We start from the raw sequence: 21,110 nt of genomic DNA, 5'->3' as shown, positions 1-21,110 counted from the left end.
ATTCTAGGGAGACATTAAAGGAGCGTTATGAGTGCATTAAAAAAAGTATATTTTAAAACCTTTGGCTGCCGCACAAATCTCTTTGATACGCAGGTGATGAAAAGTAACTTAGGGCAGTTTGAATGCGTGGAATGTGAGAGTGAAGCGGATATTGTGATTGTCAATTCCTGCACGGTAACAAATGGGGCAGATGCTGGTGTGCGTGGCTATTTGCATAAAATGCGAGATTTAAATAAAAAGGTGTATTTCACAGGCTGTGGCGTTGGCACAAGGGGGCAGGAAGTCTTTTCACTCAATCTTGCTTATGGGGTGTTTGCCCATAGTTTTAAGGAAAATATTGATGAATTGCTTCAAAATAAGGAGCGGTTTTTTCATAAAGAAGATAGCCCGGAGCATATTGATAGCACGATTGTAAGTGAGTTTGCAGGGAAGTCAAGAGCATTTTTGAAGATTCAAGAGGGCTGTGATTTTGCGTGTAGCTATTGTATTATCCCTAGTGTTAGGGGCAAGGCGAGATCATACCCAAAAGATAAGATTTTAAAGCAGATTCTTACTTTAGCTGAATCTGGCATTAGCGAAGTGGTGCTAACAGGCACAAATGTGGGGAGCTATGGTAGGGATTTAGATTCTAATCTAGCAGGGCTTATAAGAGAGATTTATAATTTAGGGGTGTTAAGGCGTTTGCGTATAGGTAGCCTTGAGCCTAGTCAAATTGATAGTGAGTTTAAAGAAGTGCTAGAGCTGCCTATAATGGAGAAGCATTTGCATATTGCTTTGCAACATACAAGCGATACAATGCTAGAGATTATGAATAGGCATAATCGTGTGGAGAGTGATTTGGAGCTTTTTAATTATTTCGCTCAAAAAGGCTTTTGCTTGGGGAGTGATTTTATTGTGGGGCATCCGGGGGAAAGTGAATCTGTGTGGGAAAAGGCATTAGCAAATTTTAAGCTTTTTCCACTCACACATTTGCACCCCTTTGTATATAGTAAACGCGATGGAACACCTTCAAGCACGATGAAAAATGACATTAAGGGCGATGTGAGTAAGCAAAGACTGCATACGCTTAAAGACATTGTGGCACAAAATAATGTTGCATTTAGAAAAGCCCATAAGATACCGCTTAATGTGCTGTGTGAAAGCAAAATAGAATCTAGTAATATAGAATCTAGCGATGGTTTTGTCTATACGGGGCTAGATGAATTTTTTAATCGTATGAGATTTGAGAGTGAAAAAGATAATCTTATCGGGCAGTGGCTGACTTTTAAGGACTATGATATAGCAATGGAGCAGAATAATGGCAAAATCTAAAAGTTTGATTATAGGGCTTGTAGGGCTTGTGCTTGTTATCGCACTAGGCTTAGTGCTGGTGTTAAAAGATAATATAGAGCTTGTGAGTGCTAAGGAGGCAGAGCATTTGCTTACAAATCAAAGCGTGAGTGATATTATCTATGATACACAATATATTTATTTTACACTTGAAAACAAGCGGTATAAGGCTTATGGAGAGGGCTTAGATTCTAAACTATGGGCGTTAGATAAACCTGTAACAATCAAAAATCAGCATTTTTTTAGCGAGATTTTGGGCAATCTTGGCATAGTGATTGTGCTGATTTTGGGTTTAGCGGTGCTGTTTCAAGCATTGCGATTATTGTTTAAAAAGCCAAAAATGCGTGAAAACAAAAGGGCAGAGTTTTTGCGTGAGAGTGAAACGCCTATGGAAACGCCTGTGTCTCTTGGTGTGCAAACATATATGCCCTTAGATTCTAGAGTGAGATTTAAAGATGTTGCTGGGATTAGTGAAGTTAAGGAAGAGTTATTAGAAATTATTGATTATCTTAAAAATCCTAGATTCTATCAAGATTTAGGCATTGCTCTGCCTAAGGGAGTGCTGCTTGTAGGACCTCCCGGTGTGGGAAAAACGATGATTGCAAAGGCTGTGGCTGGGGAAGCAAATGTGCCATTTTTCTATCAAAGTGGCTCTAGCTTTGTACAGATTTATGCAGGAATGGGTGCTAAACGCGTAAGAGAGCTATTTTTAAAGGCAAAGGCAAATGCACCGAGTATTGTTTTTATTGATGAGATTGATGCGGTGGGGAAAGCAAGGGGCAATGCTAGGAGTGATGAGCGTGAGGCAACACTCAATCAGCTTTTAACCGAAATGGACGGATTTGAAGATTCAAGTGGGGTGATTGTGATTGCCGCGACAAACAAGATTGAAGTGCTAGATGAAGCGTTATTAAGAAGTGGGCGGTTTGATAGACGCATTTATGTGGAATTGCCTAATTTGCAGGAGAGAGAATCTATTTTAGAGCTGTATTTGCGTGGCAAAAAGCATAGCCTAGATATTCATCACATTGCACGTTTGTGCGTGGGCTTTAGCGGGGCGGCATTAGCAGCATTGGTAAATGAGAGTGCGTTAAATGCACTGCGACATAAACGACAAGAGATAACACAGGAAGATATTTTAGCGACAAAGGATAAGGTGCTTGTGGGGAAAAAGAAGGCTTTGAGTTTGAGCGAGAAAGAAAAGGAGATTCTAGCTATTTATCAAGGGGCAAAGGCGTTAAGTGCGTATTGGCTAGAAGTTGATTTTGATAAGATTGGGCTTGTGGGGGAGAGCTTTAAGCAGGTGGATAAGGAATTGATTAGTAAGCAAGAGCTTATGAGTAAGATTAAAGTAGCATTAGCTGGGAATATTGCCACAAAGCTTATTTATCAGCAAAGTTTTAGCAATGCTAAAGATGATGTGGCTAGGGCAAAAGAGATTGCTACGCAGATGTGTGCGGAATATGGTATGGCGGAGCGACTTTTGGGCGATGTGAGCGATGTGGCGTATATCTTAGACACGGCACAAAAGGAAATGAGCGAGTTTCTTACAAACGCTAAGCCCTTGCTTGAAAAAGCAGCAAAGGAGCTTTTGGCAAAGGAGCGTTTGAGCAAAGAAGAGATAAAAGCCATTTATGAAGCAAGTCTGTGAAAGTGCTAATCAGGCTCTTGCTAGAATCCTAGAGCAGATTCTAGCAAGAGCGGGGCTAAACCCTTATGTGATTATAGGCTATGGGGCGTTTGGCTTGTCTCCCCGCGTAGATTCAGCAAAAAGGGCGGTGGAGCGGACATTAGAGCGTTTGGAAAAATATGGGGAGCATAGGCAGACAAAGGGGGCGACACAAGAGATTCTAAGAGTGCAGAATCTTATACTTTTTGCCCCACCGATTGAATTGCATAGTTTGCTTGGCTTAGTGGATTCAAATGTGGATATAGACATATATATGGGGCGTGAAAGCAGTATAGAATCTATGGAGCTTTTTGCGAGTTGCGGTATTGTGAGATATTATAAGCATTGTAAATTTGACTAGCTTGTTATATTTTCATTTAGCCTTGTGAAAAAATAATGCGTGATAAGCAGAATCTGCAATGGCATAAGAAAAAAATTAAAAAACGGCACATAGTTTAAGAGATAAGCACTTAGGGCGTAGGCGTGATTTGTAAAAAAACGCGTTTGATTGATAGATTGAAAATGTGATTTTTCCATACTAGCACTACCCACATCATAAAAAGTCATATTTTTAAAAAACAAATACCACACGAGAAATAAGCCAAAAGAGCCAAGCAGTGAGCCAATAAGTGGCACAAGGTATAAAAAAAGTGAGAGAAGGGCTAAAAGTGCAAAAAGTAAAAAATTTTTGATAAATACAAAAATACACTCAAAAAGAGAGCCAAACTCCGCCTTTGGTAAGTGGGGGTAGCTTCTTACCCGCACATATTCCACGATAAAGGGCGTGTAGAAAATGGAAAAAAGCATATTTGTAAGCAAAATCGCTATAAGAAAAAAGATTCCAAACAAAGTATAAAGAGCAAAGGATAGGCTAAAATGGATAATGCCATTTAAAATGCTTTGTGCCGTGCCTTGCATATTGAGCCAATCGGGCATAAAGCCTAAAAGCATTTGTGAAAGATAGGTGTAAATCTCATTGCCAAAAATATAAAGCACACCGCCCCAAAGCATAATGCCAAAGAGTGTTGGGAAAAGGGTGAGTGTTAGAATCTTAGCGGAAAAAAAGTCATTGAGACTTTTGCCCAAGAGTGTAAATAGAGAAGATGATGAAGTTTGCATAACTAAGCTTTATTATGCTTATTGCTTGATACCAAGCAGGGTTTCTATCATACGATCAATGGTTGTGATGACTTTAGCATTTGCCGCATAACCGCCTTGGAATTTAATGAGATTTACCATTTCTTCATCAAGGCTTACTTGCGAGATAGCTAAATGCTCCTTTTTCACGGCAGATAGGACAGAATCTTTAGTCTCTTTTGTGCGTTGGGCGGCTTCGGTTTGGTTTGCCACGCGTCCAGCTAGGAACTGAAAATACTCTGGGATTCTCATCTGTTTTTTTTCATACTTATTGACATAAAAATCCACATCATCATATTGGAGCTGTTGCATCATATTTGCCACATCAAAGTTCCCATTTACGGGGGTAAGCCAAGGGCGTATAAGTGTAGCGTCTTTAGCATATTCTTGATTTAAGGCAATATCGTGTGCGTCTTCTCCATTAAAAAACTTATTTAGCCCAAAAGCCCCGGTGAAATTACTGCCATTATCCTGAATCGCCACATACAAGCCTTGCGATGGATTCTTTGATAGGATATTAAACTCCTTTGTGCCATTATCATAATACGCACGAAAATAGTCATCAACATCATTTAGGGCGTTATTATCATTATTGTCATCGGTGTTTTCGTTAATGGCTTTTACCACATCGTGCATTGTGGTGATTCTATCAATAGTGATGGTTTTGCGTGCGATTTCTTCGCCTTGTGTGCTATATACAACAACATCAAAACTTCCCTCTTTAATATTATAGTTGCTATCTACAAGGGCATTCAAGCTCCACACATCAAGCTTATCGCTGCGGATTTGCGTTGCCGCACTTTGTGAATAAATGCTGTTTGTCGCTTCAATAAAGCCTTTTGCGAAAATATCTAAATGATTGATATAATCTTGAATCTTACCTACTCTTGTGCCATCTGCCCCGGAATTATATAGGCTAATGAGTGAGCCGGCTTTGCCCTGCACGATTTTATCTGTGATTTCAACGGTTTTGAAGTCATCACCTTGAAAATATACGCGGTTTAAATTGAGATGATTATCATCTTTTTTAAGCACAATGGGGTGATACATCGCCCCATCAACGATATTAAAACCAAAACCGATATTAAGCACATACTCATCATCAAAGTCTGCAAGTTTTGGGTGTATGGAAGCGTTAGAATCTAGGTGATTTTTAAAGACATTTGCCCCTACGAGCGTTTGGAGATTGTATTCTAGCTCATCGCGTCTATCGCGTAATTCATTGGCTTGTTTTAACTCTCTTTGGTCTTCCATTTCTTTGAGTTTGCCATTAATGTGGGCGATTTCCTTGGCAATACGATTAACTTCATTAATCGTTACTTCAAGCTCTTCACTTGCTTTTTGTTGTAATCGCACAAGCCTAGCTCTTGTGTCTTTAATATTTGTGCTAAGCACTTGGGAGTTCTTGGCAAGGACTTGCTTTTGGGCTGGGTCTGTGGAGTTTTTAGCTAGGTCTTTCCACGAGTTAAAATACTCTTCTAAATCATTGTAGATTCCCACACCATCAACTTCTGGGAAAAAGGCTGAAGCTTCACGCAAGGTTGTGAAATGCGTATCATAGTATTGTGCTTCTTCTGCGGCTTTGCGGTAGCGATTAAAGACAAATTCATCGTGGATTCTTTGAATCGTCTCTACACTCACGCCCCTGCCGAGATTATAATCTTGAAAGTATAGAGGTTTTTCTGGGCGGACAAGCACACGCTGACGACTATAAAACTCATCACTTGCATTTGAGATATTATTACCCGTTACATCAACCATAAGTTGATGAGCTTGTAAGCCTGTGTAGGAAGTATTGAGAGATGAGAGAATGCCACCCATAATCTAGCCTATGCCTGAATCTTAAGAATATGGCTTTGTGGGCGGTTATGCCCGTAGCCATTGTTTTCGTGTGGAATAACCCTTTGGATAAGGGAGTTATAAAACTCTGCCACAGCAAACACACTTCGTGCGTAATTGGCATTAAGGGTTTTTAGCTCTTCTAATTTTCCACGCATTGTATCAAGTAATGCACTAGTTTCTTGCTTTAAAAGATCTTGGAGTGATTTATGTGGATTTTTTTCACAAAGTAAAAGCATTTCTTGCTGTAAGAGCGATTTTTTGTTTTCAAATGCTTTCACAAGAGAATCCTTTTGCTCAACTCTAGCAAAAATCGCTTCGTGGTTCGCCACTTGAATGTCGGCGTTATCAAGTTGTGTTAATTCTATGAGTGCTTCTAAATCAGCGATAGCACCATTGATATAAGTGTGTAGCATAGCCTAATCCTTCAAAGATCCATTGTTTAACCTGCTTTTTTAGACAAACAAGCCACAATGGATAGTTCTTAAAGGTTAAGCAAATTTGATGCCATTTTTTCGGAAGTTTGTTGCAAATCAATCTTATACTCGCCATTTTTGATTTGCTCTTTGATTTGTTCAGCACGAGAGAGCTGCACTTGCTCTTTTTCTTTGACTTCATTATTCTCACTTTGCTTTGAGATTATATCTCTATTGAGAGCTGCTGTTGCTTTTATGCTTGTATTGATACCATTTACCATAAGATACCCCTTTTATTGATGTGCGATTAATGCCAAATCGGCTAATGTTTAAAAAACTTTAGCTGTTTGACACACTCTTTATTTTACATAGCCTTGCATTTCTTGCTTAAAGTCTTTGAGTGTTGTTACACTTTTAGAGCTTCCATCAGAGCTAAACAAAGGCTTACTGGCATCAACGCGATATGTCCAAATCCCAAGCAACAGCATCACATACAAAAATGCAACAAAACTGATTGTAGGGAATAGCCAATTTTTCAAGCCTATGCTCATATTTCACTCCTTAAAAATACTCCTGCTACAAAAGAGACAGCAAAAAGAATGCCAAAAGTGCAAAATCGTATTCTAGCATTTTTTATTAAAATTTTTATACTAGAATCCAGCATTTTAAAAAGAGCAATTTTAAAACCCCAAATCATTTTATTTAAGGTATTCTATGGTGAAAAAAGCGATTGTATTGTTAAGTTTGTGGAGTAGTCTAAGCTTTGGAGCGACTGCATATAGTCAAATTTGGGAGAGTGGATATACATTTTTTGCTTTTTTTCAAAAGTATAATATTCCAACAAGCGTATATTACAATCTCCCTCCAAAAGATAGGGAGCTAACTTCGGAGGTATATGCGGGTGTTACATACTACACACTTTTAGATGATAATGAGGAATTATTACAGGCACTTATTCCCATAGGCGATGGTATGCAGATTCATATTTTTAAGCGAGATGGCGAGTTTAAGCTTGATTTCGCACCGATGATTTATTTTGAACAAGAGCAAACAATCAGTCTTTCTATTCAAAGTTCTCCCTATCAAGATTTACTTGAGATGACACGCGATAATGGGCTTGTGAGTGAGTTTTTAAACGCATACAAAAATAGTGTCAATTTTCGCTCTATCCAAAAGGGCGATAGACTAGCAGTAATTTATGATCGCAAATATCGCTTAGGCAAACCGCTTAAAAATGCAAATATTAAAGCTGCGGTTGTAGAGATCAACAAAAAGCCACATTATATTTTTAGATTCAATAATGGGCGTTATTACAATAAGGACGGCAAGGAGATTCAAGGCTTTTTGCTACAAACGCCGGTGGCTGGAGCAAGGATTAGCTCACGCTTTTCACTTGGTAGAAAACACCCGATTTTAGGCACGATTCGCCCACATTATGCGGTGGATTATGCCGCACCCAAAGGCACGCCCATTGTCGCAGCTGCTGATGGGGTTGTGATTTTTGCAGGTAAGCGGGGCGGATATGGGAATCTTATTGAAATCCGCCACGAGAATAATCTTAAAACCCTTTACGCACATATGAATTCCTTTGCTTCAGGTATGAAAAGTGGCAAAAAAGTCAAACGGGGACAGCTTATAGGACGCGTTGGCTCAACAGGCTTAAGCACAGGACCACATTTGCATTTTGGGCTGTATCGCAATAATGTGCCTATTAATCCGCTTTCAAGTGTCAAGGCGGTAAGTAAAGAGCTACAAGGTAAGGAAAAAGAGAAGTTTATGGCTGTGAGTGAAAGCTTTATCCCACTTTTGCAAGAGGCGTTGGAAAAAGGTGGCAATAGCATTGTGGCAAATGAAAGCTTTAGTCTTACACCGAGTGAAGCAGACGAAGATTCTAAATCTAGCACTTCTGCCGATTCTGCTGAATCCACACGGCAAAATCCACAAGGGAAGTAGTCTAATGAAGTCCATTATTACAGATATAAGCTTTTGTGAATGTGTGGATTCAGCCTATATCAAACCTCGCCGTATGCTTTATGTGGAAAATGGGGCAAAACGCAGTTGGGATTTTATCCATAGTCTAGATTCTGTCTCTGTTTTGCTCTATCACACACAAAAGCAAAGTTTGTTGTTTGTTAAGCAGTTTCGTCCGCCGGTATTCGTGCGTCATTTTGGAGAATCACATTTAGAATCTAGGACAGATTCAAAGACTCAAGATGAGGTTGGCTACACTTATGAGCTATGTGCTGGGCTTGTGGATAAAAAGGGCAAGAGCGTGGAGCAAATCGCTAAAGAAGAGGTAGAAGAAGAGTGTGGATATAAGGTCAATAGCTTAGAATATATCACTTCTTTTGCCACAGCGGTAGGGCATAGCGGGGCAAAACAAAACCTTTTTTATGCTGAAATTAATGAAAATGATAGGGTTAGCACAGGTGGGGGTATTGATGGAGAAGTGATTGAATCTGTGTTTGTTAAGGTGGATTGTTTAGAGCAGTTTTTATATGATGAAAGCAAGACAAAAACGCCCGGCTTAGCCTTTGGCGTGATGTGGTTTTTAAGAAATAAAAAATATGTGAATAAATAGAAGGAGAATTTATGTTGTGGCGATTGTGGTTAGGTATTGTATGTGCGGTGAGTATGGGCTTTGCGCTCAATCTTGAGCCTGTGTCAAAAAATATAGCAGAAGTGAAGGGCAAAATACTCACCTTTGAGGCTAATGGATTGAGAGTGGGGCAAAGTGGGATTGTTCTAGCACAAAATGGGGATTATAATGTCATTATCGCAAGTGCTGTGATTGAGCAGATTGAGAGTGGCAATGCGTATGCGAGATTTGCTCATTTTGAAAATATCGCACAAAAATATCTCCCCACACCACAAGCTACACCAACAAAAGATGATAAGGTGATCTTTGGTGGGTTTTATAATAAAGCCATTGCTATTGCTCCAAATCAAGAGAGTTACAATAAGATTCTATCTACCAATCCAACGCATTTTGTGCATATTGATTTGTTTGCGGCGTTTTTGGCAAAAGATGGCATTAATGACCCAAAGCCCAAGCATTTGCGTAAGTTTTGTAACGCATATAGCATAGGGCTTGTGTATATTTTGGCGTCAAATGGGCTAAATGTGCTTGATTGCCAAAGTTTTGCCCTGCTTGAAGTGCAGCCCTTTACTAAGCCAGAGCTAGAGACAACCCAAGCACCATTTTTTTCACGCATTGCTAATATTGATACCGGATCACTCGCAAGCAAGTTGCGTTCAAAAAAATCGCGTCAATATTTTAGCTATTATGATGAGCTTTTAAACCCAAGCCTTAAAGCTTTTGATCCCACAAATAAGGAGTGATTATGCTACACAAGCGACATATTCAAGCCATTAAGCAAATGGTAGGGGAAGAGAATTGCTATGATGACAAGGCACATTTGGTGGCGTATTGCTACGATGCGACAAGGGAGCGTTATGAGCCTGATGCAGTGGTGTTTCCTAGGAATGAGCAAGATGTCAGTGCGGTTTTAGCCTATTGCAATGATCAAAAGATTCCTGTTATTCCTAGAGGGGCGGGAAGTGGCTTTACCGGTGGGGCATTGCCCGTTCAAAGGGGGATTGTTTTAGCATTAGAAAAGCATTTTAATAGAATCTTAGAAATTGATGAAAAAAATCTTATCGCTAGAGTGCAACCCGGCGTGGTGAATAAGGCGTTTCAAGAAGCGGTGGAGGCAAAGGGCTTATTCTATCCGCCAGATCCTGCAAGTCAGGAATACAGCACACTTGGAGGCAATGTCAGTGAAAATGCTGGAGGTATGCGAGCGGCGAAATATGGAATCACAAAAGATTATGTGATGGCATTGCGTGCGGTTTTGCCAAATGGCGATGTGATTCGTGCAGGAAAAAAGACGATAAAAGATGTAGCAGGATTCAATGTTGCTGGAATCTTAATAGCAAGTGAAGGCTCTTTAGCTGTTATTACAGAAATTACGCTCAAGCTTATTGCCAAGCCAAAGCTCACACGCTCGGCTATGGGCGTGTTTGCTGATATAGAATCAGCGATGAATGCAGTGTATAAAAGTATGGCAAGTGGCATTACGCCTGTGGCAATGGAGTTTTTGGATAATTTGAGTATTTGTGCGGTTGAGGAGCGATTCCACAAGGGGCTACCAACTCAAGCGGGGGCTATTCTCATCACGCAAGTTGATGGGGATTTGCCAGAGCAGTTAGACTTTCAGCTTGAAGTTTTGCAGGAATGCTTTAAGGCAAATGGTTGTGTGGAGTTCAAAATCGCTCAAATTGATGATGAAGCGGCGGATTTGTGGTTTGCAAGGCGGAATGTCAGCCAAAGTATCACCATTTATGGTAAGAAAAAGCTCAATGAAGATATTACCGTGCCGCGTTCAGCCTTGCCGGAGCTACTTAAACGCATTGGGATTCTAAGCAAAGAATATGGCTTTAAGATTCCTTGCTTTGGGCATACGGGCGATGGGAATGTGCATGTAAATGTAATGGTGAGTGATCCAAATGATGCACAATCTATGCAAAGGGGCTATGCGTGTATAGAGGAGATTTTTAAAATCGCCATTGAGCTTGAAGGCACTCTTAGTGGGGAACACGGCATAGGCTTGTCAAAAGCCCCTTTTATGCGTTTAGCCTTTAGTGAAGCGGAGATGAGTTTATTTGCGAATATCAAAAAAGCATTTGATCCAAATAATATTCTTAATCCCGGCAAAATGGGCTTAGATATGAAGTAATGGCTAAAATATGTAAGAATAGCTTAGATTCACACTTGCTGCTGTGAATCCAAAGCCACTTCTGTTTTGCGACTCAAGGCTTTGATAAAATATAGGCAATCGGGGGAATCTTAAGCCAAGTTCAACTTTGTGCTGTTGTGTAAAAGTCGCTGAAACGCCTACATTCGTAATAAATGCTAATCCAAAATAATCATATTTGTTTTGAAGAAAGTTAAGAATGTCTGCATTATTCCAAGTGCTGATAGTATAGCCTAGCCCAAACCCACCAAATACACCTAGTGAAAAAGATTCTGTGTTAAGGAAATTAATCATTAAGTCCATATTGCCGGTTGAGTGTTGAAAATGGATAAATAATTTATCATTTTTGATGTGCCAAGTGCGACCAGAATTGAAATCATATTGCAAATATGTCCTAACACCAACGCGTGGAGAAAACCAATACTGATATCCGCCTTTTATGCCAAGTGCGGTTGAGTAGGTTGTTTCTTTCATTAGCACACTATCCCACGATGTGTCATTACCAGCTGTATCAAAAAATACGCCCGTTATAAAGCCAAGCCCTCCCGTTGCCCCAAGAAATAAGCCACTTTTTTCTTGGGCAAGTATGTTTGAGCTCAATGATAAGCTTAAAAGAATTACTACAAAAACTTTTTTCATTGATATTCTAACTCCCCAGCGAAATTAAGGCCAAATTCTATTTGAAAAAAATCTAATTCTTTGACAAAAAAAAAAAAACGGAGATTTACAAAAATTAATCACAAAAAGTAACAAAATAAATTGAGTTGATATTGGAAATAGACGCAGATAAACATTAATTACAAATAAATATTTTTAGATTATCATAAAGGCATTTGACTCAAAATAATATTTTGAATCCCGGCAAAATGGGCTTAGATATGAGCTAGTTTGTCTCATCAAAAAAGTCCTTTATATAATATTCGCCATCGAATAAACAAATCTTACGGATATGACTTCCTTTTCTTGTCATAAATCTCGAAAAATTGAAGTCCAAAGTGCACACAAAAGTTCCTTGTGTAATAGGTTTTCGTATTGTTCTATTTTTCTGGCAAGATTCAAGAATCTTAATCAGTCTTTGTCTTAAGTAGCTAAAAGTTTATAAATCTCTCTTTTTTTGTAAATCTTGTTTTGGTAAAAGTGTGATTTTGGGGAATTGTGTGCGGTTAAAGGTAGCTTGGCGTTTGGCTAATTGACAAGTATGAAAAAACAGCTCTTGTTTTAGAGATTCAAGGCTTGTAAGTTTGCCTTGTAAAAATGCTAGGTAGGCAATCCTTAAGGCTTCAAAGCAATACAATGTGAAAACAGAATCTAAAAACTAATCCCCCCGTGTTCTTACTTCGCTTAAGCCCGGAAGACAACTTTGTGCTTGGCAGTCTAGCTTTGCGGTGATTTCGCCTTTTTGGTTGTATTCTTTCTGCCATATAGCTTGATTATTTTCATAGAGCATTTCAAGCTTGAGTTTGCCATTGGGATAAAACCAGCTCACTTCCACCTTTTTGGGAGAGCCTGTGCTGTAAATACGCTGCGTTACAAGATTGCCATTTTCATCAAAGGTTCGCTCTTTGCCGACTTTCTCATCATCTTCAAAACTCGCCTCTGCACGCACCAGCCCATTCTCATCATACTGCTTCATATCGCCATTTTTCTTGCCATCGCGGTAATTTACCATCTCGGCAATTTTACCACTTTTAAAAAATCCCCGACTTACCCCCTCAATCTTGCCCTGCTTATAGGCATATTGCCGAGAGACCTTACCATTATCATAGTATTCTACGACTTTGCTCTCCAAGATTCCATCATTATAATCTGCTTCTTTAGCAAGTGTGCCATTTGAGTGATACCACTTTGCCTTGCCGATGATTTTACCCTCATCATAGGTCATTTCTGCTTTCAAAATACTTTGCGGATAAAACTCTTGGGCTAATCCATCTAGCTTATTGTTTTTGTAGTTCGCATCATACAGCACTTCGCCATCTTGGGAATACTGCATTTCTCGCCCCTCTTTGCGTCCATTAATATAGTGCATTTGATGAAGCAAACGCCCACTCTCATCATACCACGCCTCACGCCCGTGCTTAATGTCTGTGCCTTTAATGTAGCTCACACGAATCTGCTTGACCTCACCAACCGTTCCCATTGTCGTGGTGCGTATCTCAAGCTCCGCCCCCATAAGAAAGCCTATCATACCCATAAAAATTACAATACTTTTTAGCATACACACTCCTTTTATAGAATCCTAACTTTTACAATCGGCTTTTTTATTAAATGGTATGTTTTTAAGCCCTCTGTGCAACCCCAATTTGATAATACGCAAAGCCCTTAGATTCTAAGCCACAATGCTGATAAATATTTCGTCCATCAAAGATAATAGGCTCTTTTAACAGCTTTGCTATTTCGCCAAAATCAGGACTTCTAAACTCCCGCCATTCAGTTAGCAGCACCAACGCTGCACAGCCCTGCAACGCACTATATTTACTCTCCATAAATGTAATAGAATCTAGCCTATCTTTGAGATAGAATCTTGCTTGTTCGTATGCCTTTGGATCATAGGCTTGTATCCTTGCCCCACGCTTAGTTAGCTCATTTATTAACACCAAAGAGCTTGCCTCACGCATATCATCAGTCTCTGGCTTAAAACTAAGCCCCCATACACAAAAGCTAAGCCCTTGCAGATTCTCCCCAAAATGCTTGACTATTTTTTCCACCAAAAACATTTTTTGCTTTTCATTGACTTCCTGCACCGCCTGCAAAATCTTTGCCGTGTAGCCCACATCTTTTGCACTCTTTTCTAACGCCCTTACATCTTTAGGGAAGCAGCTCCCGCCATACCCACAGCCCGGGTAAATAAAGCTATATCCTATGCGTGAGTCGCTGCCTATGCCCTGCCGCACATCATTGATATTTGCCCCCACACGCTCACAGATTTGACTCATCTCATTAATAAAGCTAATCTTTGTAGCAAGCATTGCATTTGCTGCATATTTTGTCATCTCCGCAGATTCTATCCCCATCGCAATGAACCTATCGCTTTTCAATAAAAATGGTGCATACAAGGCTCTCATCACTTCTAATGCCCTTGTAGAATCTGTGCCGATAACCACTCTATCTGGACTCATAAAGTCTTTTATGGCAACGCCTTCTTTGAGAAATTCGGGGTTGCTTACGACATCAAATGCAATGGGTTGCATTTCAGTTGAGTGATGAATGTTAGATTCTAAAAAATCATCGTTGTTTTCATTGTTTTCTTTTCGCAAAAAGGGATTTTGTTCTGCTTCTTTTTTTTGAGCTAAGGGGGAGAGGCTTGAATTAGGCGAGGTCGCTCCCTCCCCCTTAGCAATCCCCCACCCCGACAGCGCCTCTAAAGTGGGCGTTTCACTTTGTGAATCGCTACTATTGATTTTATCTGTGGCAAAGTCGTGCTTTGCCACTTTGGAAGTTGCGGAATCTACTCCAGATTCTAGGCTTTGAATCTCTACAATTCTAGTATTTGCGGTATTGCTAGTGGGGCTTTTTTTTGTGGATTCTAGGGCAGAGCTAGACAAAGAGTCTGAGGTTGTCCTAGAATCCACAAAATCGCTACTATGATTACCCAAAGACGAATTGCCTTGACAAGCTGAATGCCTCCCTCTTTTGATTAACGCAGATTCTATGATTCTTCTCACCTCTCTAGCCGTCCCAACCGGCACTGTGCTTTTATCCACCACCACGACATATTTTCGCTCTATATGACTGCCAATGTCCTGTGCCACAGCTTTGACAAAGCTTAAATCCGCACTGCCATCTTCACCCATTGGTGTGCCAACAGCGATAAAAATCACTTCCGCATTTGAGATAGCTTCCTTTTTGTCCGTGCTAAAACGCAAAGTTTTAAGCCTAGCATTCTCACGCACCATTTCTTCTAAGCCCGGCTCATAGATAGGGATTTTGCCTTGCTTTAAAGATTCTATCTTTTTAGAATCTACATCAAGGCAAATCACTTCATTTCCCATTTGGGCAAAACACGCCCCAGCCACAAGCCCTACATACCCACTACCAATAATCGTAACCTGCATTTGTATCCTTAAAGCTTATTTGCTAGGCATATTTGAAAGGTTATTAAAAATCGTGCGGAGTGAGCGTCTAATGACATTTTGCTTTTGATCTTGCGTGATTTCTAGCTCATCGCCAACGCCAAGATATTTTTTCTCACTCATCTTCAATGTACTTGTTGCATTTTGCTGAATCGTGTTTGTCTTATTTGTCATTGTGAAGCTTACATCGCTTTTTAAAGTCGCACTATCCTTGGTGCTAATGGCACTTGTGTCTTCTTTTGTCTCTTGAATCTCAAAGCCATATTTGATGTTAAGCGTATAGTTTGTTGGGCTTATTTTAGATTCAATCTTAAAGCAACCGCTTTTAGCAAGGCTTTCATCTAAGATTACTTGAAAATCTTTTTTTGAAAGGATATTTTCCTTTGTTGTCTCAATCTTACCAAGGGCAATGGTATATTTTGGCTCATTGCAAATTTGTGTAATTTCCCCATTATCCTGTGGTGTGCTAGGCTCACCAGAAAAGCACCCTGCTAACAATAACCCTAAACCAAAAGCTCCAAATGCAAAAGTCCCAAATGTGTGTAATAACCTCATTATGTCTCCTTGAAAGTGAAATTTAAAAACGGATTTATTCTAGCTTAAGAATCTAAATTAGCAAAAACAAGTTAAATTTAAAGATGAAAAAGTGAAAGTTTAAAAGAAGATTTGTAAAGCAAGAATCCCACAAGCGTGAGATTCTATATTTTAAGATACCACAGGGTGTGTGCCATCTCTCATATCAGCACCGATATTGTCGCGATTGCTACTTCCCAATTCGCTCCACACGATGCAACCATCAGTTGGGCAAGCACTTGCACAAGCAGGTTGCTCATTATGCCCAACGCACTCTACGCATTTGTCTGAATACACATAGTAAATGCCTTCGCCTGTTGGATTATCATCATCATCAACGATAGCACTTACAGGACATTCATCAATACAAGAACCACAAGCGATACAAATATCTGTAATCTTAACAGCCATAGCTCTGCTCCCTTATTTGTTGTTTGTTTGGGTCAAAACCCGGGCTGAAGTATAATCATACTTATCTTAAAAAACGCATAAAATAAGAATGAAAGTTTTATGTTGCCTTTTTATGATTGGTAAGTAGAGATGATTTTCCACGCGTTGGGATTAGCAAAAACTGAGCCTTTAGAATCGGCTTTAAGTTTTGGGCGTGAGATTCTACGATTTTTCATTTGCGGAAAATAGCTTATTAATGCAATGAGAGCTAAAATCGCCCAGATTCCAAGTGCGATTGGCACGGGTAAAATCATCATAAGTGGCAAGATAAGGGCAATACCAAGTGCGGCAGAGAGATTGAGCACAAGGCTATAAATCCCCATAATTTTTGGAATATTGCGTGGGAATTTTGCTTTTACAAGGCTAGGGAGTAAAACATTTGCAATAGCTATGCCCCCTCCCATAATCGCTGTGCCGATGAAAAGCTCCGCACTCTCCCCCACACAACGCAAAATCTCGCCTACAAAAATACATATAAGCCCTATGAATAAAGCCCTTGTAGGCTGAAAATATGATACAAAAAATGATACAAGCCCAAAAGCTAAAAGGGGCAGGGAAGTCAGTAGTCCGGTTAATGCGGCATTTAAATGATAATAGTCCTTGATAATATCAACAACGGGGCTTATGGCGGTGATGGGGGCACGGAGATTAAGGCTTATTAGAATAATTGGCAAAAGATTGATAAAAAAGATTTTTTGACGCATATTCATAAAATCTTGCTCCATTGTGTCTTGGGCGTTGTAATTAACTTATTTGCAGGGTATTGCGAATGTGAAAGGGGTATTGTATAAAATAAGTATAAATTTTTGAAAAATTTTCAAACTTTGAATGATTTTATTGCATTCTTAAGCAAAATTGGTATGATTTGCCTTTTCTTAAAATTCTAAGTTTCAAGCGTTAAGATTATCTTAAGATTATCTATGGAAGGAATATTTTATGAAAACAATGACAGGTGCGGAGATGGTGATTCAAGCCTTGCACTTAGAGGGTGCGAAGGTTGTTTTTGGGTATCCGGGTGGGGCTGTTTTACACATCTATGATGAGATTTATAAGCAAAATTATTTCTCCCACATTCTCGCACGCCACGAGCAGGGGGCAATTCACGCCGCTGATGGTTATGCTAGGGCTAGTGGCGATGTGGGTGTAGCCATTATCACATCAGGTCCGGGCTTTACAAATGCCGTTACAGGTATTGCCACAGCCTTTACAGATTCTATCCCACTTGTGGTGATTAGCGGACAAGTGCCTATTACACAAATTGGAACAGACGCGTTTCAAGAGATTGACGCGGTGGGGATTTCTCGCCCTTGCACGAAGCATAATTTTTTAGTGCGGAATCTAGCAGAACTCCCTAGAGTCTTAAAAGAAGCCTTTTATATCGCACGAAGTGGGCGACCCGGACCGGTGCTTGTGGATATTCCAAAAGACATTACAGGCACAAAAGGCGAGTTTTCCTACCCAGATTCTATTGTGTTGCAAAGCTATAAGCCTACAATTAAGGGCAATCCGCGTCAGGTTAAAAAGCTCTGTGAAGCTATCTCTAAGGCTTCAAAGCCTTTATTTTATATCGGTGGTGGGGCTATTCTCTCAAATGCGGGTGAGGTGATTAGAGATTTGGTGCATTGCACGGGTATTCCTTGCACGGAGACACTTTTGGGGCGTGGGGTGCTACGATATGATGATGATAATCTGCTAGGAATGCTAGGAATGCACGGAAGCTACGCGGCAAATATGGCGGTGAGTGAGTGTGATTTACTCGTGTGCTTGGGTGCTAGATTTGATGATAGGGTAACAGGTAAATTAAGTGCATTTGCCACACAGGCAAAAATCGCCCATATTGATGTAGATCCTAGCTCTATTGGTAAGGTTGTAGGCGTGGATTATCCCATTGTTGGGGATTTAAAGAGTGTTGTGAGTGATATGTTAAGTGAGCTAAGTGGCTATGGGAGTGCTAAGATTCTAGAGTGGAAAGAGCATTTGCGAGAGTATGCAAGGCAGCATCCGCTAAGTTTTGAAGATAGCCTTGATTGTATTAAGCCACAATGGGTGATTCAAAGGCTAGGCGAGATTCTAGGAGAAAATGCGATTATTACCACAGATGTGGGACAGCATCAAATGTGGGCGGCACAATTTTACCCCTTTAGCTTTCCGCGTCAGTTTTTAAGTAGCGGTGGGCTTGGGACTATGGGCTATGGGCTACCTGCGGCTATGGGAGCAAAACTCGCGCGTGAAGATAAAACACTTATTAATGTCACTGGTGATGGCTCAATTCTAATGAATATCCAAGAGCTGATGACTTGCGTCGCGTATGGGATTCCACTTGTGAGTGTGATTTTGAATAATAATTATTTGGGTATGGTGCGGCAGTGGCAGAGCTTTTTTTACGAGCATAGATTTTCACACACAGATTTGACTTTACAGCCTGATTTCATAAAGCTTATAGAATCTTTTGGTGGCGTGGGCTTTAGAGTGGAGAAAAAAAGCGAGTTTGATTTGGCGTTGCAAAAGGCATTAGATTCTAAGAAAGTGGCGTTTATTGAAGTGATTGTGGATAGGTATGAAGATGTGCTACCTATGGTGCCAAGCGGTGGGGCAATACACGAGATGATACTCCCAAAGACACAACAAAAACAAGATTAAAGGCGAACTTATGGAAGCAAAAGTTTTACGAAAAAGCATTTGTGTAAATGTGATTAATGAACACAGCGTTTTGGCTAGAATCTCTGGGCTTTTTTCAGCGCGTGGGTATAATATAGAATCGCTTACCACCGCTCCCATTCCCAATAGCAATCTTTCACGCATTACGATTGTGACGCAAGGCTCGGAAGTGGTTATTGAGCAGATTATCAAGCAGCTTCATAAGCTTATCCCTGTTGTGAGCGTGATTTCAAGTGATGATTTGCTTGAGAAAGAAGCGGTGCTTGTGAAGATTCCAATCAGTGAGAAACTCGCAGATATACAGGCATTATGTAAAGCCTATAATGGCAAAATCGTCAATGCCAATGAAAAGTATGTCATTGTAATAGCCACAGATAGACCTACCGCTATTGAGCAGTTTATTTCCGCCATTAAGATTTTTAATCCTAAAGAGATTGTGCGAAGCGGTGTCATCGCAATGGAACGATAGATTAAGGAGAGAATATGCGGCTAGGAGTGAATATTGATCACATAGCGACTTTGCGTGAAGCAAGGGCGATTTATGAGCCTGATCCATTAGAGGCGGTATTTATTGCTAAAAATGCAGGGGCTAGTCAAATTACACTGCATTTGCGTGAGGATAGGCGGCATATCCACGATAGCGATGTCAAACGCATTGTAGAATCTAGCCCCTTGCCTGTCAATATTGAATCTGCCCTTGATGAAAAGGTGATTGATTATCTCTGTGCGATTGTCCCACAACGCATTACCCTTGTGCCTGAAAAGCGAGAGGAGATAACAACTGAAGGAGGGCTAGATATAGAATCTCATTATGAGAGTATCCGTGAAGTGCTCAAAGCCTTTGAAGCTCAAGGCATTGCCACGGCGTTATTTATTGACCCTAAAAAAGAATCTATCTTTCTAGCGCGTGAGCTTGGCGCACAAGCTGTGGAGCTACACACTGGGCGATATGCGAACCTGCATTTAATGAAAAATACAAACCTTTCCCGCACACATCGCAGGATTACAGAGCTTGATTTACCCCCACAAGAGCTTGAATCTGAAATACAAAAGAGCCTAGATTCTATTGGTCAATGTGCTAAACTTGCCACTTCTAGTATGGACACAAGGGCGTTAGAGTGCTTTGCAGGACACGGGTTAAATTATCAAAATGTCGCTGATATTGTGCGTATTCCTTATATCAGTGAGCTAAATATCGGGCATAGCATCATTGCTAGATCTGTATTTGTGGGGCTGGAGCGTGCTATTATGGATATGAGAAGGGCAATGTGCCAAAGATAGCTATCAGCATAGGCGATATAAATGGCATAGGGCTTGAGATTGCCCTAAAGTCGCATAATGCTATATCTCAAATTTGTGAGCCTGTGTATGTTACGCATTTAGAGATTGTAGAATCTGCAGCAAAGATTCTAGGCTTATCAATGCCAAAGGATATGAAATGTGTAGCGGACTTTGAGCTTTGTGTTGATATACAGCCCGGTGTGGTGAGTAAAGAGAGTGGGCTATATAGCTATAAAAGCTTTCTTCAAGCTATCAAACTTACAGAATCTAGGATAACACAAGCCCTTGTAACTTTGCCTATACACAAAAAAGCGTGGCAAGAAGCGGGGGTAAAATCCATCGGGCATACGCAAGTGTTATCACAATATTTTGGAGCAGATTCTATTATGATGCTAGGCTGTGAAGAGATGTTTGTAGCCCTATATACTGATCATATACCGCTTAGAAAAGTCAGTCAAAGCATAAATCAAGATTCTATAAAAACATTTTTACTTTCTTTTGCTGGGGCGGTTAGGCTAAATGAGCCTTGCTGTGTGCTTGGGCTAAATCCGCATTGTGGCGATGGTGGGCTTATGGGAGATGAGGATAAATATATTACTCAAGCGGTATGTGAAGCAAATATGGTGTTAAATAGAGAGCTATTTTTTGGAGCTTATCCGCCTGATAGTGCGTTTTCCCCGCTTAATCGCAAGAAATTTAGATATTTTGTAAGTCAGTATCACGATGTGGGATTAGCCCCACTTAAGGCATTGTATTTTGAGCAAAGCATTAATGTGAGCTTGAATCTCCCCATTCTCCGCACTTCTGTTGATCACGGTGTGGGCTTTGATGTGGCATATAAAAAGAGCGTGAAAATTCATACTCAAAGCTATATGAATGCGGTGAAATATGCGGTGGATAGGAAATCTAAGCCACTCTTAGCATAAGCAAT

The 21,110-nt window shown here is 40.3% G+C and carries 23 protein-coding genes; 11 read left to right on the top strand and 12 right to left on the bottom strand.

Going from position 1 to position 21,110, the window contains the following annotated elements; translation table 11 throughout:
• The first annotated feature begins 27 nt into the window (after positions 1 to 27).
• The 3 genes from HCN_RS08765 to HCN_RS08755 are packed head-to-tail and all read left to right on the top strand — an operon-like array spanning position 28 to position 3,359.
• Entirely contained in the window at positions 28 to 1,311 is a 1,284-nt protein-coding gene (locus tag HCN_RS08765) for a MiaB/RimO family radical SAM methylthiotransferase (protein WP_014667275.1), read from the top strand.
• On the top strand, positions 1,298 to 2,980 hold the full coding sequence (locus HCN_RS08760; protein WP_014667274.1) for an AAA family ATPase: 1,683 nt from the start codon (positions 1,298 to 1,300) through the stop codon (positions 2,978 to 2,980). Before HCN_RS08765 ends, HCN_RS08760 begins: the two co-directional genes overlap by 14 nt.
• Entirely contained in the window at positions 2,964 to 3,359 is a 396-nt protein-coding gene (locus HCN_RS08755; protein WP_002955666.1) for a hypothetical protein, read from the top strand. Before HCN_RS08760 ends, HCN_RS08755 begins: the two co-directional genes overlap by 17 nt.
• Here HCN_RS08755 and HCN_RS08750 read toward each other — a convergent pair.
• From HCN_RS08750 to HCN_RS08730, 5 genes are all read right to left on the bottom strand, one after another.
• Positions 3,356 to 4,117, bottom strand: a complete 762-nt coding sequence (locus tag HCN_RS08750; RefSeq protein ID WP_014667273.1) for an EI24 domain-containing protein — start codon at positions 4,115 to 4,117, stop codon at positions 3,356 to 3,358. The genes HCN_RS08755 and HCN_RS08750 overlap by 4 nt on opposite strands.
• Before the next feature lie 18 nt (positions 4,118 to 4,135).
• Complete coding sequence (gene flgK, locus HCN_RS08745; RefSeq protein WP_014667272.1) at positions 4,136 to 5,956, bottom strand: flagellar hook-associated protein FlgK; 1,821 nt, start codon at positions 5,954 to 5,956, stop codon at positions 4,136 to 4,138.
• Between the two features lie 8 nt (positions 5,957 to 5,964).
• Positions 5,965 to 6,390, bottom strand: a complete 426-nt coding sequence (locus HCN_RS08740) for a hypothetical protein (RefSeq protein WP_002955661.1) — start codon at positions 6,388 to 6,390, stop codon at positions 5,965 to 5,967.
• A 68-nt stretch (positions 6,391 to 6,458) separates the two neighbouring features.
• The gene (locus HCN_RS08735; RefSeq protein WP_002955660.1) at positions 6,459 to 6,671 is read right to left on the bottom strand and encodes a flagellar biosynthesis anti-sigma factor FlgM; all 213 of its coding nucleotides are present in this window, start codon (positions 6,669 to 6,671) and stop codon (positions 6,459 to 6,461) included.
• A 78-nt stretch (positions 6,672 to 6,749) separates the two neighbouring features.
• Positions 6,750 to 6,941, bottom strand: a complete 192-nt coding sequence (locus tag HCN_RS08730; RefSeq protein WP_002955659.1) for a hypothetical protein — start codon at positions 6,939 to 6,941, stop codon at positions 6,750 to 6,752.
• Positions 6,942 to 7,104: 163 nt separating this feature from the next.
• On the opposite strand from HCN_RS08730, the gene HCN_RS08725 reads away from it, so the two are divergent.
• The 4 genes from HCN_RS08725 to HCN_RS08710 are packed head-to-tail and all read left to right on the top strand — an operon-like array spanning position 7,105 to position 11,129.
• Positions 7,105 to 8,343, top strand: a complete 1,239-nt coding sequence (locus tag HCN_RS08725; RefSeq protein ID WP_014667271.1) for a peptidoglycan DD-metalloendopeptidase family protein — start codon at positions 7,105 to 7,107, stop codon at positions 8,341 to 8,343.
• 4 nt (positions 8,344 to 8,347) lie between these two features.
• Positions 8,348 to 8,971, top strand: coding sequence for an NUDIX domain-containing protein (locus tag HCN_RS08720; RefSeq protein ID WP_014667605.1), 624 nt, complete (start codon positions 8,348 to 8,350; stop codon positions 8,969 to 8,971).
• An 11-nt stretch (positions 8,972 to 8,982) separates the two neighbouring features.
• Positions 8,983 to 9,732, top strand: a complete 750-nt coding sequence (locus tag HCN_RS08715; RefSeq protein WP_014667270.1) for a plasminogen-binding N-terminal domain-containing protein — start codon at positions 8,983 to 8,985, stop codon at positions 9,730 to 9,732.
• 2 nt (positions 9,733 to 9,734) lie between these two features.
• Complete coding sequence (locus HCN_RS08710) at positions 9,735 to 11,129, top strand: FAD-linked oxidase C-terminal domain-containing protein (RefSeq protein WP_014667269.1); 1,395 nt, start codon at positions 9,735 to 9,737, stop codon at positions 11,127 to 11,129.
• Between the two features lie 3 nt (positions 11,130 to 11,132).
• Here HCN_RS08710 and HCN_RS08705 read toward each other — a convergent pair whose 3' ends face one another.
• The 7 genes from HCN_RS08705 to HCN_RS08675 all read right to left on the bottom strand — a co-directional run bounded on the left by HCN_RS08705 (position 11,133) and on the right by HCN_RS08675 (position 16,950).
• Entirely contained in the window at positions 11,133 to 11,786 is a 654-nt protein-coding gene (locus HCN_RS08705) for an outer membrane beta-barrel protein (protein WP_002955653.1), read from the bottom strand.
• A gap of 457 nt (positions 11,787 to 12,243) precedes the next feature.
• Positions 12,244 to 12,441: a hypothetical protein gene (locus tag HCN_RS08700; RefSeq protein WP_041309549.1), complete on the bottom strand. Its 198-nt coding sequence runs from the start codon at positions 12,439 to 12,441 to the stop codon at positions 12,244 to 12,246.
• 21 nt (positions 12,442 to 12,462) lie between these two features.
• The gene (locus HCN_RS08695; RefSeq protein ID WP_014667268.1) at positions 12,463 to 13,362 is read right to left on the bottom strand and encodes a toxin-antitoxin system YwqK family antitoxin; all 900 of its coding nucleotides are present in this window, start codon (positions 13,360 to 13,362) and stop codon (positions 12,463 to 12,465) included.
• A 61-nt stretch (positions 13,363 to 13,423) separates the two neighbouring features.
• Complete coding sequence (locus HCN_RS12615) at positions 13,424 to 15,199, bottom strand: UDP-glucose dehydrogenase family protein (RefSeq protein WP_014667267.1); 1,776 nt, start codon at positions 15,197 to 15,199, stop codon at positions 13,424 to 13,426.
• 15 nt (positions 15,200 to 15,214) lie between these two features.
• A complete protein-coding gene (locus tag HCN_RS08685) occupies positions 15,215 to 15,772 on the bottom strand; it encodes a hypothetical protein (protein ID WP_002955649.1) in 558 nt (185 codons plus the stop codon).
• A gap of 150 nt (positions 15,773 to 15,922) precedes the next feature.
• Positions 15,923 to 16,201, bottom strand: a complete 279-nt coding sequence (locus HCN_RS08680) for a DUF362 domain-containing protein (protein WP_002955648.1) — start codon at positions 16,199 to 16,201, stop codon at positions 15,923 to 15,925.
• Positions 16,202 to 16,311: 110 nt separating this feature from the next.
• The gene (locus HCN_RS08675) at positions 16,312 to 16,950 is read right to left on the bottom strand and encodes an MFS transporter (RefSeq protein ID WP_014667604.1); all 639 of its coding nucleotides are present in this window, start codon (positions 16,948 to 16,950) and stop codon (positions 16,312 to 16,314) included.
• Between the two features lie 226 nt (positions 16,951 to 17,176).
• On the opposite strand from HCN_RS08675, the gene HCN_RS08670 reads away from it, so the two are divergent.
• Genes HCN_RS08670 through pdxA form a run of 4 tightly spaced genes read left to right on the top strand, consistent with a single transcriptional unit; the run spans position 17,177 to position 21,105 of the window.
• Positions 17,177 to 18,880 (top strand): acetolactate synthase large subunit, encoded by a 1,704-nt coding sequence (locus tag HCN_RS08670; protein ID WP_014667266.1) that lies wholly within the window; start codon positions 17,177 to 17,179, stop codon positions 18,878 to 18,880.
• A 10-nt stretch (positions 18,881 to 18,890) separates the two neighbouring features.
• On the top strand, positions 18,891 to 19,367 hold the full coding sequence (gene ilvN / locus HCN_RS08665; protein WP_002955645.1) for an acetolactate synthase small subunit: 477 nt from the start codon (positions 18,891 to 18,893) through the stop codon (positions 19,365 to 19,367).
• Between the two features lie 14 nt (positions 19,368 to 19,381).
• Entirely contained in the window at positions 19,382 to 20,179 is a 798-nt protein-coding gene (locus tag HCN_RS08660; RefSeq protein ID WP_002955644.1) for a pyridoxine 5'-phosphate synthase, read from the top strand.
• Positions 20,167 to 21,105: a 4-hydroxythreonine-4-phosphate dehydrogenase gene (gene pdxA / locus HCN_RS08655; protein ID WP_002955643.1), complete on the top strand. Its 939-nt coding sequence runs from the start codon at positions 20,167 to 20,169 to the stop codon at positions 21,103 to 21,105. Before HCN_RS08660 ends, pdxA begins: the two co-directional genes overlap by 13 nt.
• Positions 21,106 to 21,110: the final 5 nt, after the last annotated feature.

Source organism: Helicobacter cinaedi PAGU611 (genome assembly GCF_000284635.1).
Lineage (GTDB): Bacteria > Campylobacterota > Campylobacteria > Campylobacterales > Helicobacteraceae > Helicobacter_C > Helicobacter_C cinaedi.
Note: the sequence above shows the minus strand (reverse complement) of the source record. Positions and strands in the feature narration are given on the sequence as shown.

Excerpts from the sequence above, each read along its gene's own strand:
- HCN_RS08765 (WP_014667275.1), top strand. The coding sequence starts at position 28 with ATGAGTGCATTAAAAAAAGTATATTTTAAAACCTTTGGCTGCCGCACA.
- HCN_RS08760 (WP_014667274.1), top strand. The coding sequence starts at position 1,298 with ATGGCAAAATCTAAAAGTTTGATTATAGGGCTTGTAGGGCTTGTGCTT.
- HCN_RS08755 (WP_002955666.1), top strand. The coding sequence starts at position 2,964 with ATGAAGCAAGTCTGTGAAAGTGCTAATCAGGCTCTTGCTAGAATCCTA.
- HCN_RS08750 (WP_014667273.1), bottom strand. The coding sequence starts at position 4,117 with ATGCAAACTTCATCATCTTCTCTATTTACACTCTTGGGCAAAAGTCTC.
- flgK (WP_014667272.1), bottom strand. The coding sequence starts at position 5,956 with ATGGGTGGCATTCTCTCATCTCTCAATACTTCCTACACAGGCTTACAA.
- HCN_RS08740 (WP_002955661.1), bottom strand. The coding sequence starts at position 6,390 with ATGCTACACACTTATATCAATGGTGCTATCGCTGATTTAGAAGCACTC.
- HCN_RS08735 (WP_002955660.1), bottom strand. The coding sequence starts at position 6,671 with ATGGTAAATGGTATCAATACAAGCATAAAAGCAACAGCAGCTCTCAAT.
- HCN_RS08730 (WP_002955659.1), bottom strand. The coding sequence starts at position 6,941 with ATGAGCATAGGCTTGAAAAATTGGCTATTCCCTACAATCAGTTTTGTT.
- HCN_RS08725 (WP_014667271.1), top strand. The coding sequence starts at position 7,105 with ATGGTGAAAAAAGCGATTGTATTGTTAAGTTTGTGGAGTAGTCTAAGC.
- HCN_RS08720 (WP_014667605.1), top strand. The coding sequence starts at position 8,348 with ATGAAGTCCATTATTACAGATATAAGCTTTTGTGAATGTGTGGATTCA.
- HCN_RS08715 (WP_014667270.1), top strand. The coding sequence starts at position 8,983 with ATGTTGTGGCGATTGTGGTTAGGTATTGTATGTGCGGTGAGTATGGGC.
- HCN_RS08710 (WP_014667269.1), top strand. The coding sequence starts at position 9,735 with ATGCTACACAAGCGACATATTCAAGCCATTAAGCAAATGGTAGGGGAA.
- HCN_RS08705 (WP_002955653.1), bottom strand. The coding sequence starts at position 11,786 with ATGAAAAAAGTTTTTGTAGTAATTCTTTTAAGCTTATCATTGAGCTCA.
- HCN_RS08695 (WP_014667268.1), bottom strand. The coding sequence starts at position 13,362 with ATGCTAAAAAGTATTGTAATTTTTATGGGTATGATAGGCTTTCTTATG.
- HCN_RS12615 (WP_014667267.1), bottom strand. The coding sequence starts at position 15,199 with ATGCAGGTTACGATTATTGGTAGTGGGTATGTAGGGCTTGTGGCTGGG.
- HCN_RS08685 (WP_002955649.1), bottom strand. The coding sequence starts at position 15,772 with ATGAGGTTATTACACACATTTGGGACTTTTGCATTTGGAGCTTTTGGT.
- HCN_RS08680 (WP_002955648.1), bottom strand. The coding sequence starts at position 16,201 with ATGGCTGTTAAGATTACAGATATTTGTATCGCTTGTGGTTCTTGTATT.
- HCN_RS08675 (WP_014667604.1), bottom strand. The coding sequence starts at position 16,950 with ATGAATATGCGTCAAAAAATCTTTTTTATCAATCTTTTGCCAATTATT.
- HCN_RS08670 (WP_014667266.1), top strand. The coding sequence starts at position 17,177 with ATGAAAACAATGACAGGTGCGGAGATGGTGATTCAAGCCTTGCACTTA.
- ilvN (WP_002955645.1), top strand. The coding sequence starts at position 18,891 with ATGGAAGCAAAAGTTTTACGAAAAAGCATTTGTGTAAATGTGATTAAT.
- HCN_RS08660 (WP_002955644.1), top strand. The coding sequence starts at position 19,382 with ATGCGGCTAGGAGTGAATATTGATCACATAGCGACTTTGCGTGAAGCA.